This window comes from Brevundimonas sp. AJA228-03 (assembly GCF_017795885.1).
Lineage (GTDB): Bacteria > Pseudomonadota > Alphaproteobacteria > Caulobacterales > Caulobacteraceae > Brevundimonas.
The window spans coordinates 327,612-340,845 of record NZ_CP059297.1 but is presented as its reverse complement, the minus strand read 5'-3'; the positions used below and the strand labels follow the sequence as shown (position 1 = coordinate 340,845).

At 67.7% G+C, this 13,234-nt stretch carries 14 protein-coding genes; 8 read left to right on the top strand and 6 right to left on the bottom strand.

Features of this window, described 5'->3' with window-relative positions; all coding sequences use genetic code 11:
• Positions 1 to 13 precede the first annotated feature (13 nt).
• Positions 14 to 238, top strand: a complete 225-nt coding sequence (locus HZ989_RS01790) for a colicin E5-related ribonuclease (RefSeq protein ID WP_209321943.1) — start codon at positions 14 to 16, stop codon at positions 236 to 238.
• Positions 210 to 488 (top strand): hypothetical protein, encoded by a 279-nt coding sequence (locus HZ989_RS01785; protein WP_209321942.1) that lies wholly within the window; start codon positions 210 to 212, stop codon positions 486 to 488. Before HZ989_RS01790 ends, HZ989_RS01785 begins: the two co-directional genes overlap by 29 nt.
• Here the strand turns inward: HZ989_RS01785 and rlmN are convergent.
• From rlmN to hslV, 3 genes are all read right to left on the bottom strand, one after another.
• The gene (gene rlmN / locus HZ989_RS01780) at positions 485 to 1,642 is read right to left on the bottom strand and encodes a 23S rRNA (adenine(2503)-C(2))-methyltransferase RlmN (protein WP_209321941.1); all 1,158 of its coding nucleotides are present in this window, start codon (positions 1,640 to 1,642) and stop codon (positions 485 to 487) included. The genes HZ989_RS01785 and rlmN overlap by 4 nt on opposite strands.
• A gap of 218 nt (positions 1,643 to 1,860) precedes the next feature.
• The gene (gene hslU, locus HZ989_RS01775) at positions 1,861 to 3,162 is read right to left on the bottom strand and encodes an ATP-dependent protease ATPase subunit HslU (RefSeq protein WP_209321940.1); all 1,302 of its coding nucleotides are present in this window, start codon (positions 3,160 to 3,162) and stop codon (positions 1,861 to 1,863) included.
• Entirely contained in the window at positions 3,159 to 3,728 is a 570-nt protein-coding gene (gene hslV / locus HZ989_RS01770; protein ID WP_209321939.1) for an ATP-dependent protease subunit HslV, read from the bottom strand. The genes hslU and hslV overlap by 4 nt, the downstream gene beginning before the upstream one ends.
• Positions 3,729 to 3,871: 143 nt before the next feature.
• Between hslV and HZ989_RS01765 the strand changes: the two genes are divergently transcribed.
• Together HZ989_RS01765 and HZ989_RS01760 are read left to right on the top strand one after the other, a co-directional pair.
• Positions 3,872 to 4,261, top strand: a complete 390-nt coding sequence (locus HZ989_RS01765; RefSeq protein WP_209321938.1) for a BLUF domain-containing protein — start codon at positions 3,872 to 3,874, stop codon at positions 4,259 to 4,261.
• A gap of 31 nt (positions 4,262 to 4,292) precedes the next feature.
• A complete protein-coding gene (locus tag HZ989_RS01760) occupies positions 4,293 to 5,033 on the top strand; it encodes a molybdopterin-synthase adenylyltransferase MoeB (protein WP_209321937.1) in 741 nt (246 codons plus the stop codon).
• Positions 5,034 to 5,138: 105 nt separating this feature from the next.
• Here the strand turns inward: HZ989_RS01760 and typA are convergent, their stop codons facing one another.
• Positions 5,139 to 6,977, bottom strand: coding sequence for a translational GTPase TypA (gene typA, locus HZ989_RS01755; protein ID WP_209321936.1), 1,839 nt, complete (start codon positions 6,975 to 6,977; stop codon positions 5,139 to 5,141).
• Positions 6,978 to 7,172: 195 nt separating this feature from the next.
• Here typA and HZ989_RS01750 point away from each other — a divergent pair, with 195 nt between their 5' ends.
• Positions 7,173 to 7,634, top strand: a complete 462-nt coding sequence (locus tag HZ989_RS01750; protein ID WP_209321935.1) for a cytochrome c — start codon at positions 7,173 to 7,175, stop codon at positions 7,632 to 7,634.
• 9 nt (positions 7,635 to 7,643) lie between these two features.
• On the opposite strand, the gene HZ989_RS01745 is transcribed toward HZ989_RS01750, so the two are convergent.
• Together HZ989_RS01745 and HZ989_RS01740 are read right to left on the bottom strand one after the other, a co-directional pair.
• Entirely contained in the window at positions 7,644 to 9,692 is a 2,049-nt protein-coding gene (locus tag HZ989_RS01745; protein WP_209321934.1) for an OPT family oligopeptide transporter, read from the bottom strand.
• Positions 9,693 to 9,776: 84 nt separating this feature from the next.
• On the bottom strand, positions 9,777 to 10,475 hold the full coding sequence (locus HZ989_RS01740) for a phosphatase PAP2 family protein (protein WP_245162419.1): 699 nt from the start codon (positions 10,473 to 10,475) through the stop codon (positions 9,777 to 9,779).
• A 318-nt stretch (positions 10,476 to 10,793) separates the two neighbouring features.
• Between HZ989_RS01740 and mutM the strand changes: the two genes are divergently transcribed.
• The 3 genes from mutM (at position 10,794) to HZ989_RS01725 (ending at position 13,209) form a co-directional block, all read left to right on the top strand.
• On the top strand, positions 10,794 to 11,657 hold the full coding sequence (gene mutM, locus HZ989_RS01735; RefSeq protein ID WP_209321932.1) for a bifunctional DNA-formamidopyrimidine glycosylase/DNA-(apurinic or apyrimidinic site) lyase: 864 nt from the start codon (positions 10,794 to 10,796) through the stop codon (positions 11,655 to 11,657).
• The gene (locus tag HZ989_RS01730; RefSeq protein WP_209321931.1) at positions 11,657 to 12,190 is read left to right on the top strand and encodes a DUF1697 domain-containing protein; all 534 of its coding nucleotides are present in this window, start codon (positions 11,657 to 11,659) and stop codon (positions 12,188 to 12,190) included. The genes mutM and HZ989_RS01730 overlap by 1 nt, the downstream gene beginning before the upstream one ends.
• Positions 12,191 to 12,273: 83 nt before the next feature.
• Positions 12,274 to 13,209 carry a pirin family protein gene (locus tag HZ989_RS01725; RefSeq protein ID WP_209323012.1) on the top strand — a complete coding sequence of 312 codons (936 nt, stop codon included), beginning with the start codon at positions 12,274 to 12,276 and terminating at the stop codon, positions 13,207 to 13,209.
• The last annotated feature ends 25 nt before the right edge of the window (positions 13,210 to 13,234 follow it).

The window sequence follows — 13,234 nt, the reverse complement described above, 5'->3', positions numbered from 1 at the left end:
TGGCGGCTCTGTCGTGGTGAAGTCGCCCGACAGACTGGCCCGACAGATGCGGGCGCGCGGCTGGACATCGACCCAGGTCGCGGAGGCCATTGCGGATGGCGAACGGCACCCTGCGGTCAATCGCGAGACAGGAGCGCCCGCGACGCGCTATATTCATCCCGGGACGGGCCGATCGGTCGTGATCGAGGATGTCTCTGGAGACGTGATCCATGTCGGCGGCGATGGCTTCATCTACTGACCTCGCGACCGTGTTCGTCCGCCTGCTGGACGAAGGAACCGACGTCTGGCGGCCGGTCCAGGCGCATCGGTTGGGCCAGACGACATACCGCATCGCTGACGAGCCCGTGCCCGAGGACGAGGCCTGGAGCTTCCAGCCCGGGGACATCGTTGTCGTGGAACAGCGTCCGGATGGGCAATCGCTCGTCGCCGTCGCGCGCGCCATGGATTTCGACGAGCGGTCGTGGGCGACGAGGCGCAGCGTCGCCTAAGCCGCCGCCTGCTCGGCCTTCCTGAGCGCGCTCGCCCGGACCTTCTCGCTCTCGGACTTCAGCTGCCCGCAGGCGGCCAGGATATCCCGTCCCCGCGGCGTGCGGATCGGGCTCGCATACCCCGCCTTGTTCAGGATCGCGGCGAACCGCTCGATCGTCTTCCAGTCCGAGCATTCATAGTCGGTGCCCGGCCAGGGGTTGAAGGGGATCAGATTGACCTTGGCAGGGATGCCCTCGATCAGCTTGACCAGGGCGCGGGCCTCGTCGGGGCTGTCGTTGATCCCTTTCAGCATCACATATTCGAAGGTGACGCGCCGGGCGTTGGAAAGGCCCGGATAGGCGCGGATGCCGTCCATCAGCTGTTGCAGCGGATACTTCCTGTTCAGCGGCACCAGGACGTCACGCAGGTCATCGTTGGTGGCATGCAGGCTGATGGCCAGCATGGCCTGGGTCCGCGTGCCGAGCGGCTCCAGCTGGGGCACCACGCCACTGGTCGAGACCGTGATCCGGCGGCGCGACAGGGCGATGCCCTCGTTGTCCGAGATGATGTCGATGGCGTCCGAGACGTGGTCCAGATTGTAGAGCGGCTCGCCCATGCCCATGAAGACGATGTTGGACAGGCGGCGGTCTTCCTTGGGCGACGGCCATTCGTTCAGATCGTCGCGGGCCACCTGGACCTGGGCCACGATCTCGGCGGCCGTCAGGTTGCGGACCAGGGCCTGGGTGCCCGTATGGCAGAAGGTGCAGTTCAGGGTGCAGCCGACCTGGCTCGACACGCACAGGGCCCCTGCCCGGCCCACATCGGGAATGTAGACCGTCTCGATCTCTATGCCGGGGGCGGTGCGGATCAGCCATTTGCGCGTGCCGTCGGCCGAGACCTGCCGCTCGACGATCTCGGGCCGGTCGAGGGTGAAGGCGGCGGCCATCTTCGCCTTCGCGTCCCTGGCCATATTGGTCATGGCGTCGAAGTCGGTGACGCCGAAATGGTGGATCCAGCCCCACACCTGACTGGCGCGCATCTTCGCCTTTTCCGGCGGGCAGATGTCGGCGTCGATCAGGGCCTGACGCAAGGCTCCGCGCGTCAGACCGGACAGGTTGACGGGGGCCCTGGGGGCCGAGGCAGAGACGCGGGACAGGTCGAGCGTGACGCTCACTGGTAGTGATCCTGAGGGGCGGGATGGGGGGCTTGTAGCACAAAACCCTCTCCCGGCGGGAGAGGGCTTGAGCGCACGGCGGCGAAGCCGTCGTTCTTGCGCGAAAGGGTGAGGGATTGAGGTGCGAAAGCGTCAGGGCGGCACCCCTCACCCTTTCGGCTGACGCATCGCTACGCTCTGCGAGCCTCAAGCCCTCTCCCGCCGGGAGAGGGAATCTTTCAAAGAATAAACCGGCTCAGATCGGCGTTCCTGGCCAGTTCGGCCACCTTGTCCCGCACCGCATCGCCATCGAAGGCGACCGTCTGGCCCGACAGGTCAGAGGCCTTGAACGACGTCTCCTCCAGCACCCGTTCGATCACCGTGACCAGACGTCGGGCCCCGATATTCTCGACCGCACCATTGGCCGCCACAGCCGCGTCGGCCAGGGCCTCGACCGCATCCGGCGTGAAGGTCAGGGTGACGTCCTCGGTGGCCAGCAGGGCCTGGTTCTGACGGATCAGATTGGCCTCGGGCTCGGTCAGAATGCGCACGAAGTCGTCGCGGGTCAGGGCCTTCAGCTCGACGCGGATCGGCAAACGGCCCTGAAGTTCGGGCAGCAGGTCACTGGGCTTGGCGACATGAAAGGCCCCCGAGGCGATGAACAGCACATGGTCCGATTTCACCGGGCCATATTTGGTCGAGACTGTGGTGCCCTCGATCAGGGGCAGGAGGTCGCGTTGCACGCCTTCGCGCGAAACATCGGCCCCGCCACGATCCTGACGGCCGGCGACCTTGTCGATCTCGTCGATGAAGACGATGCCCTCGTTCTCGGCCAGCAGCAGGGCCTCGCGGGTCAGACTGTCCTGATCCAGCAGCTTGTCGCTCTCTTCCGCCAGAAGGGGCTGCAGGGCGTCGCGGACGGTGGTCCTGACCGACCGCGTCCGCCCGCCGCCCAGCTTGCCCAGCATGTCCGACAGGTTCAGCAGGCCGACGTTGCCGCCGCCGCCGATATCCAGCCCCTGGATCGGCGAGGCGGTGTCGGCCAGCTGCAGCTCGATCTCCTTGTCGTCCATCTCTCCGGCGCGAAGCTTCTTCCTGAAGCTGTCACGGGTCGCGGGCTGCGATCCCGGGCCGACCAGGGCGTCCAGGATTCGCTCTTCGGCCGCCGATTCGGCCTTGGCCCTCACGCCGGTGCGGCGGGTATCACGCACCATGACCAGGGCCGCCTCCACCAGATCGCGCATGATCTGGTCGACGTCACGGCCGACGTAGCCGACCTCGGTGAATTTGGTCGCCTCGACCTTGAGGAAGGGCGAACCGGCGAGGCGGGCCAGACGGCGCGCGATCTCGGTCTTGCCGACGCCGGTCGGTCCGATCATCAGAATGTTCTTGGGCGTGACCTCGTCGCGCAGATCGGCAGGCACCCGCTTTCGTCGCCAGCGGTTGCGCAGGGCGACCGCGACGGCGCGTTTGGCGTCGTCCTGACCGACGATATAGCGATCCAGCTCGGAGACGATCTCGCGGGGGGACAGGTCGGTCATGCGCGGCCTCTGCCGAGCGTTTCGACGGTCAGATTGCCGTTGGTATAGACGCAGATGTCGGCCGCGATCGCCATGGCGCGACGCGCCACCGCCTCGGCGTCCAGGTCGGTGTTGTCGATCAGGGCGCGGGCGGCCGCCAGGGCATAGTTGCCGCCCGACCCGACGGCCGCGACCCCATATTCCGGTTCCAGCACGTCGCCGACGCCCGTGACGGTGAAGATGGAGTCCCTGTCTGCGACCAGCAGCATGGCCTCCAGCCGGCGCAGATAGCGGTCGGTGCGCCAGTCCTTGGCCAGATCGACACAGGCGCGGGCCAGCTGGTCGGGATATTGCTCCAGCTTGGCCTCCAGCCGTTCGATCAGGGTGAAGGCATCGGCGGTGGCACCGGCAAAGCCCGCCAGAACCTTGCCGCCCGCCAGGGTGCGCACCTTGCGGGCCGCACCCTTGACGATGGTGGGCCCCATGGAGACCTGGCCGTCGCCGGCGATGACGGTGCGGCCACTTCTGCGCACCGCCAGAATGGTGGTGCCGTGCCAGTCCGGGAATGTCGAATGTGTTTGGCTCATGCCTCCCAGATGGAGAACGGATTGCGATGCGGCAAGCCGAAAGCCGTGCAAAGAAAGTATGCCGGCGTCGTCATATTTTCACCAATGCAGCTCGTTAATGCTGCAACATAATACCCAGTAAACCGCGTTATCTGAGTAAAATCGTGCTGTATCGCCTTATCTACGTCAGCGAAGCTGTCGGCTCGACCGGAGCCTCCACACTGTCCATCGCCCAGATTCTGGGCATTGCCGGGCGCAACAACCGCCGCGATCACATCACCAGCGGCATCCTGTTTCACGACGGCTGGTGCCTTCACGCGATAGAAGGCGCGCGGATCGACATCGACCGCCTGATGCGTCGCCTGCGCGAAGACCGACGTCATACGAACATCCGCATTCTCGTGGACAGGCCGATCGCCGAACGTCGCTTCTGCGAGCCCATGAGCCTGAGCCGGAATCCATCGGCCCTGCTGAAGGCGATCGGCTCGCCCCGGATGGAGACCATGACCGGCCAGGAGGCCGAACGGATCGTCGATCTCAAACAGGCGGCGTGACGTCCTCCGCTACAGCGCCTAGTGGGAGCCGATGGCATTTTCTCCCGAAGAGGTCGAACGCTACGCCCGCCACCTGGTTCTGGCCGAGATTGGCGGACCGGGGCAGCAGAAGCTGGCGGCTGCCACCGTCCTGATCGTCGGTGCGGGTGGCGTCGGGGGGCCTGCCGCCCTGTATCTGGCGGCGGCGGGCGTCGGGACGATCCGGATCGTGGACGGCGATGCGGTCGCCCTGTCCAATCTTCAGCGCCAGATCCTGTTCGACACGGCTGACATCGGCCGCGCCAAGGTCGAGGCGGCGGCCGGGCATCTGACCGCTATCAATCCTCATGTCCGCGTCGAAGCCCTGGACCACCCGCTGAACGCGGACAATGCCCCGGCCGTGATCTCCGGCACCCATGTCGTTCTGGACGGCACCGACGATTTCGCCACACGGCACATCGTAAACGCCGCCTGCGTCGCTGCCGGGGTTCCGCTGGTTTCGGGGGCCCTGGGACGATGGAGCGGTCAGGTGGGAGTCTTCCTTGGCCGCCCCTGCTACCGCTGCCTGGTACCTGAAAGTCCGCCGGATGCCGAGACTTGCGCCCGCGTCGGCGTCGTCGGCGCTCTGGCAGGCGTCATCGGGGCGATGGCGGCCCTCGAGGCGATCAAGCGGATCACGGGCGCAGGCGAACCCCTGACCGGTCGGCTGATGCTCTACGACGGCCTGTCCGCGACCAGCCGGACGGTCACCGTCACCGCCGATCCGGGGTGCCCGGTCTGTTCCAGCCCCTGATCCCTCGACCCGCGCAGGGCCGAACGCAGAAGAGGCGCACGATCGCTCGTGCGCCTCCTGCATTCCGGATCGATCTCCCGGATCAGGTCCGGGGCCGCCGTGTCATCATGCCCAGTCGGGACGCGCGCGCTTCTTGCGGAACGACGGGTTCAGCGTCTGCTTGCGCAGGCGGATGGACTTGGGCGTGACCTCGACCAGCTCGTCGTCGGAGATATAGGCGATGGCCTGCTCCAGCGACATCTGGCGAGGCGGCGTGAGACGCACGGCCTCGTCCTTGCCGGAGGCGCGGACGTTGGTCAGTTGCTTGCCCTTGATCGGGTTGACGTCGAGGTCGTCCCAGCGGGCGTTCTCGCCGATGATCATGCCCTCATAGGTTTTCTCGCCGGCACCGACGAACATCACGCCGCGATCCTCGAGGTTCCACAGGGCAAAGGCGGCCGTGTCACCGTCGGAGTTGGAAATCAGCACACCCTTCAGACGGCCGGCGATCTCGCCCTTGAACGGCTCATAGTGGCTGAAGACGCGGTTCAAGACGCCCGAACCGCGCGTGTCGGTCAGGAACTCGCCCTGATAGCCGATCAGCGAGCGCGACGGGGCCTTCAGGCTGATGCGGGTCTTGCCGGCACCCGACGGACCCATGTCGGTCAGCTCGGCCTTGCGTTGCGACAGCTTCTCGATGACGACGCCGGAGTATTCGTCGTCGACGTCGATCATGACGTCCTCGATCGGCTCCATCTTCTCGCCGTTCGGTCCCTCCTGATAGACCACCCGCGGACGGCTGATGGAGACCTCGAACCCCTCGCGGCGCATGTTCTCGATCAGAACGCCCAGCTGCAGTTCGCCCCGGCCCGCGACCTCATAGGCGTCGCCGCCTTCGGTCGTGGTCACGCGGATGGCGACGTTGGCCTCGGCCTCCTTCAGCAGACGATCGCGGATGACGCGCGACTGGACCTTGTCGCCTTCGCGGCCGGCCAGGGGGCTGTCGTTGACCGAGACCGTCATGGAGATGGTCGGCGGGTCGATCGGCTGCGCGGGCAGGGCGTCCGTGACCTCGAGGGCGCACAGGGTGTCGGCCACGGTCGCCTTGGACATGCCGGCGATGGCCACGATGTCGCCCGCTTCCGACCCCTCGTCCAGCGCCTGACGCTTCAGGCCGCGGAAGGCCAGGACCTTGGTGATCCGGCCGCGCTCGATCTCCTTGCCGTCACGATCCAGGGCGTGGATCGCCATGCCGGGGACGGCCTTGCCGCTCTCGATGCGGCCGGTCAGGATCCGGCCAAGGAAAGGATCGCTTTCGATCAGCACGTTCAGCATCTGGAACGGCTTGTCCCTGTTGTCCTGCACCTTCGGCGGCGGCACGTGGTCGACGATCAGGTCGAACAGGGGGGCCAGATTGTCGTTGGGCTGGTTCAGATCCATCGTCGCCCAGCCGTTGCGGCCCGAGGCGTAGATGTGCGGGAAGTCCAGCTGCTCGTCCGTCGCGCCGATGGCGGCGAACAGGTCGAAGGTCTCGTTGTGGACCCGGTCGGGATCGGCGTGGGCGCGGTCGACCTTGTTGATGCACAGGATGGGGCGCAGGCCCATCTTCAGGGCCTTGGTCAGCACGAACTTGGTCTGGGGCATCACGCCCTCTTCGGCGTCCACCAGGATGACGCAGCCGTCCACCATGCCCAGGATGCGCTCGACCTCGCCGCCGAAGTCGGCGTGGCCGGGGGTGTCGATGATGTTGATGCGCGTCTCGCCCGCCTTGCCGTTCCAGAGCACCGAGGTGCATTTGGCCAGGATGGTGATGCCGCGTTCCTTCTCCTGGTCGTTGGAGTCCATGGCGCGCTCGGTCGTGGCCTCATTGGCCCGGAAGACGCCGGACTGGGCCAGGAGCTGGTCCACCAGGGTGGTCTTGCCGTGATCGACGTGGGCGATGATGGCGACGTTGCGTAGGTTCATGGCCGAGGTTCTAATCTGTCAATGCGAAAAGGCGGCCGACAAATGCGGGGGCCGCTCGTTAGGGGCGTCATGCGGGGAGCGCGCGCCTCTTACAGGCTGGGCGCGCGAAAGGCCATAGGGGCGCAGCACGGCACAGATTTGACAGGGCGCAGGTCCCGGCGCAGCCTTCGCCTCTCAATCAGCGGGAGCGGGCCAATGAAGCGAACGATCGTGGTGGGCGTGGTCGCCCTGATGGGCGTGGCAGGCGTTGCCGGGGCCCAGGGCCAGACATCGCCGGGCCCGGCCGAGATCGTCGCCGCGCGTCAGGCGTCGTTCGACATGTCCGCCGTCACCCTGGGGGCGATCAAGACCCAGCTGGACGCGGGCGCGCCGCCACAGGGCATCGCGTTCGCCGCCTCCGGCCTGAACAAGTGGGCCACGGCCCTGCCGACGATGTTCCCGGCCGGCACCGGATCGGACAGCCTGCCGGGCGCGACCAAGGCCCGGGCCGAGATCTGGTCGGACCGCGCGGGATTCGAGGCCAGGGCTGCGGCCTATGCCGCCGCGACGGCGGACCTTCAGGCGAAGGTCGCCGCCAACGACACGGCCGGGGCGCTGGCAGCCTGGACCACCGTGCGGGGCACCTGCGGCTCCTGCCACGACGCCTATCGGGAATAGACCGCCGCCTCAGACCCTGGCGGACCGGCTCCGGACCCAGGTGTAGAGCGCCAGGGTCAGGACGGCGAAGGCGACGATCCCCGCCAGCATGGCCGGCCAGGAGGATCCTTCCGCGATCAGGGCGAACGGAGAGTCGTTTTTGGTCGCCACGATGACCCCGGCCGTCATGACCAGGAAAAGGCTCTCGCCCACGATCAGGCCGCTGGCCAGGAGCACGCCCATGCGCCGGCCGACGTCGGCGAAGCGGGTGGTTTTGATCGCCCGGTCATAGACCCAGCCCGCGACGGCCCCGATGACCAGCATCGTGGTCACTGCGGCGGGCAGATAGAAACCGATGCCGACGGCCAGCGGCGGCAGCTTGACCCGGCCCTTGCTCGTCGCGTTCAGCACTGCGTCCAGCACGATGATGACGACGCCGATCACGGCACCGATGCCGATCAGGTCCCAGCGCAGCCCGCCGTCGATCACCCCCTTGGCCAGGGCCGAGATCAGCGTGGCCTGCGGGGCGGCCAGAGGCTCGTCGGCGATCCCGGCCGGGCCGCCCTCGAAGCCGAAGGCCTGGTTCAGCAGGTTCAGGATCAGGGGAATGACGATCGCGCCCGCGCCCACGCCGATGATCAGCGCCGTCTGCTGACGCCAGGGCGTGGCCCCGACCAACTGGCCGGTCTTCAGGTCCTGCAGGTTGTCGTTGGCGATCACGGCCACGGCAAAGACCACCGCCGTCACGATCAGGGCGAAGGCCACGACCGACGGATCGGCGGGCAGGCCCGACAGCGCCATCACGCCCAGCATCAGGACCGAGGCGATGACGATGGCCAGGATGCCGACGCCCGACACCGGGCTGTTCGAGGACCCGATCAGCCCGGCCATATAGCCGCAGATCGCCGCCACCGCGAAGCCGATGACGACGACATAGACCAGACCCCCGCCGACCAGCAGGGCGGTCGATCCGGCCAGCGTCGGATTGCTCTGGGCGAAGACCGCCAGGATGCCGGCGATACCGACCAGGCAGGCGACCGAGATCAGTCCGATCAGATGGATGGGAATGTCCTGCTCGGAGCGTTCCAGCACCTCGCCCCCGGCACGGCGCCGGTTGGCCGCCAGCGCCGAGGTCAGGCCGCCGACCAGCGGTCCGGCCAGCTTGATCAGGGTCCACAGGGCGGCCACGCCGATCACCCCCGCCCCCATGAACCGGACCTCGCGTCGCCAGACCGTCGTGGCCAGTTCCTCGGGCGAGGCCCCGGCAACGGTGGAGGCGATGGACTCGATCCCATGGCTGGCCAGCCAGGCCACCAGGTCGGGCGAGGTCATCAGCGGCACGAACACGAACCAGGCGACAATCAGGCCGAACAGCTGGGCCAGACCGACCGTCAGCCCGATCAGGTGTCCGGCCCCCAGAAGCGCGAACTGCATGCCGAAGCCCAGACCGGTGGCTCCGCCGCCCAGAGAGGCGGGCAATTTGACGAACCGCGCCGCCTCGCCAGCGAACACCCGCGCCGACACCAGCCAGGCATAGACGGTGGACACGATGGCACCGACGACCACGACGGCCAGACCGGCCTTGTTCTCGCGCACCGCGCTGTCGGTCTGTTCGGCCCCGCGAGAGCCGACGGTCAGGACCTCGGCCGCCGCGACGCCTTCGGGATACGGCAGGCCCGCATCGACGACCAGGGCGCGACGGAGAGGGATGGAGAAGGTCACGCCCAGCACGCCGCCGAACACGCAGATCAGCACCGATTCCCAGAAGGGAAACCCGGTCCACCAGCCGACCATGACGAGGCCGGGCAGGACGAAGATGATCGAACTCATCGCACCGCCGACCGAGGCCACGGTCTGGACCGTCATATTCTCCCAGATCGTCGAGGTCCTGAAGGCCCGCAGGATGGCCATGGAAATGACCGCCGCGGGAATGGCCGAGGCGAAGGTCAGCCCGACCTTAAGGCCCAGATAGGTGTTGGCGGCCGTGAAGATCACCGCCAGCAGACAGCCCAGGATCACGGCCCGGACGGTCAGCTCCACGCGCCGGGCGGGCGGGGCGGCGGGGGCGGTCTGGGTCATGCGGCGATCCTGTATGCGACGGTCCGCGCGACCTAATCGACAAAACCCCGCTTGGGCAACGCCCCTCTCACGCCGGGCGAATGATCAGGCGACGCCGGGGCGGCTTCGCTGCCCGCGCCGGGCGCGCCGGGCCTCGACCGGACAGGCCAGGGTGAGGCGATGCAGGACGGCCAGCACCAGGCCCGTGATGGCCCACGACAGCAGGGTGTCGGACAGGTAATGGCCGCCGAACGCCATCCGGTTGACCGACAGGGCGATGCCATAGGTCAGAGCGGCCGGAACGGTCCAGCGCCGCCACTCGGGTGGCGTCATCACCCAGACCGCCGCCACCATCCAGGCTGCCGACGACGCCTCGCCGGAAACGAACGAGCAGTTCTGCGCGCAGCCGTCGCTGATCGTCCATGCGGGGGTGAAGGTCGCGTCGCCGCCGAACAGGTCGGTCTGGATCGGGCGCGGCCGCCCCCACATCGACTTCAGCAGGCCGTTGACGATCAGGCCCGGCCCGATCACCAGTCCGGCCAGCAGCACCACGGCCCGTCGGCTGTAGTGCCGGAAACGGCCGACACGGGCCCGGAGTCCGACCGCGATCTCGCCCAGCAGGCCCAGGACGATCAACATCAGTACATAGGTCGAGGACTTTCTCAGCGCCTTCAGCACGACGTTGTCGGCCAGGGGAAAGCCGGTCTCCGGCGAATGGAACAGCCGGGCCACTGCGATATCGACACCCGGCAGAAGCACGAAATAGAGCGACAGGGCCAGCAAGGCGACGGCCGCTATCGTCACCGGTTCCCCCGGCCGAAGACCGGCGGCCAGCGACAGCCTGATTCGTGTCGCCTCCCGGCGCAGGCCATGAAGGCTGACCCAAGGCCGGGGCCGTCTGCGTGCATCGTGCGCTGTGATGTGCGCCATCGAATCCCCCGACACGAAGCTGAGACGAAGCCCTGCTCCGTTTCTGCGGCGGATACATCACGGAAACATTGGTATTCTGTGTCGAACCCATGGCGTTTCCGTGTAAAATGCTCTGGTATCGCATGATCGGCCCAGGCTTGAGGGCGGCGTGACGCCTCTTCACCCCGGCCGCATCGTCCGCTAGACCGCGCCATGCCCGAACTTCCCGAGGTCGAGACGGTCCGACGGGGCCTGGAGCCTGTGCTGGTCGGGGCGCGCCTGACCCATGTGCGACAGAATCGCCCGGACCTGCGCTTCCCCTTTCCCGAGCGGTTCGTCGAACGGCTGACGGGGGCGACCGTGGAGCGGATCGACCGCCGGGCCAAATACCTGCTGACGGGCCTGTCGACCGGCGAGACCTGGGTGACCCACCTGGGCATGACCGGGCGCTTCACCGTCGACGGCGAACAGCTGGGCGAGTTCGAGGAGCCCGCTCCCATCGGCGGCAAGCACGAACACATGAGCCTGTGCGCCTTGCGCGACGGGTCCGCGACCCGGATCGGGTTCGCCGACGCACGCCGGTTCGGCTTCATGGGGCTGATGGCGACGGACGCAGTCGACCGCCATGCCTGGTTCGCCGGTCTGGGACCCGAGCCGCTCGGCAACGGCTTTTCCGGCGCGCACCTCGCCGAGGCCTTCGAGGGCAAGAAGCAGACCATCAAGGTGTCGTTGCTGGATCAGCGGATCGTGGCCGGTCTGGGCAACATCTATGTCTGCGAGGCCCTGTACCGCGCACGCATCTCGCCCCTGATCGCGGCGGGCAAGGTTTCGCGGCCCCGGCTGGAGCGGCTGGCGGCGGTCGTCCGCGACGTGCTGACCGATGCCATCGCGGCGGGCGGATCGACGCTGCGCGACTTCGCCAATGCCGACGGCGGCCAGGGCTATTTCCAGCACCGGTTCGACGTCTATGGCCGCGAGGGCCAGCCCTGCCTCGGCGAAGGCTGCACCGGCAGGGTCCGGCGCATCGTCCAGGGCGGCCGCTCGACCTTCTACTGCCCCACATGCCAGAGGCGATGATGGATCACCGCATCGTCCTGTTCCGCGCGATGAACACCGGCGGCATTCGCGCTCCGGTGACCGAGCAGCGCGCGATGGCCGAGGCGATGGGGCTGGCCAATCCGCGCACCCTGATGGCCAGCGGCAATCTGGTGGTCGGCAGCGACCGGGATCCGGCCGAGCTGGAAGCGGCGATCGAGGCGGAGACCGAGGTCCGGTTCGGCCGGCTGATCGAGACCCTGGTGCGCACCCCCGCCCAGTGGGCGGCGATGATGGCCGCCAACCCCTTTGCCGATGCCGCGGCATCGGATCCGACCCGCCTGCTCGTCATGGTGATGAAGGGCGAGATCCGGCCGGGAGCGGTGGAGGCCCTGCGCGCCCTTGCCACCGGCGATGAGGCGGTCGCGGCGGCTGGCGGAAACCTGTTCTTCTGGCATCCGGACGGCATCGGCGCGTCGAAAATGGCCCAGAAGGCGCAGCCTCGGCTGATCGGCACGGGCACGGGGCGCAACTGGAACACGGTGCTGAAGCTGGCCGCCCTGGTCGACCTCTGACGCCCGGTCCTGATCGCCGGACTTGATCCAGAGCCCCGGCACGCGCGATGCTGGTGGCCACAGCCTTCCCGGGGACGACCGACATGATCGAGATGGTGATCGACGCGCGCAGGAAGGACCTCGGCGGGTTCGAGGTCGGGCGCATCCTGCCGTTCCATTCGCGCCGGATGGTCGGGCCGTTCATCTTTCTGGATCATATGGGTCCGGCCGAGTTCGCGCCGGGGTCCGAGGCGATCAATGTGCGGCCCCACCCCCACATCGGCCTGTCGACCCTGACCTATCTGTTCGAGGGTGAGATCATGCACCGCGACAGTCTGGGCTTTAGTCAGGCGATCCGTCCGGGCGAGGTCAACTGGATGACGGCGGGCAAGGGCATCGTCCATTCCGAACGCACCGATCCGCTGAAGCAGGCGCAGGGCGGGCCGATGAACGGCATGCAGGCCTGGATCGCCCTGCCCGATGAGGCCGAGGAGATCGACCCCGGCTTCCAGCACCATGGCGAGGACTCGCTGCCGGCCTATGAGAACAGCGGCCTGTTCGCGCGGCTGGTGGCGGGCGAGGCCTATGGCGCGGCGGCCAGTGTGAAGACGTCCTCGCCGCTGTTCTATGTCCACTGGGAGATGCAGCCGGGTGTGCGGACCACCCCGCCGTCGGGGAAGGGCGCGGGCGGCATGTCGGAGCGGGCGCTGTATGTCGCCAAGGGCCAGGTCGAGATCGGCGACCGGACCTTCCACGAGGGCCAGATGATCGTGCTGGCGCCTCATGCCGAGCCGACCGTGAAGTCCCTGACCCAGGCCACCGTCATGGCCCTGGGCGGCGAGCCGGTGGGCCCGCGGCTCATCTGGTGGAATTTCGTCTCGTCGTCCCAGGCCCGGCTGGATCAGGCCAAGGCCGACTGGCAGGCGGGCCGGATGAAACTGCCCGACGAGGACGACCTGGAGTTCATTCCTCTCCCGGAGGATGCGGCTGTCACGACCCGCTCGGAACCGGTCCAGCCGCCGCCGACGCACCCGGTGTGACGCCTCCTCTCCCGAGGGGAGAGAG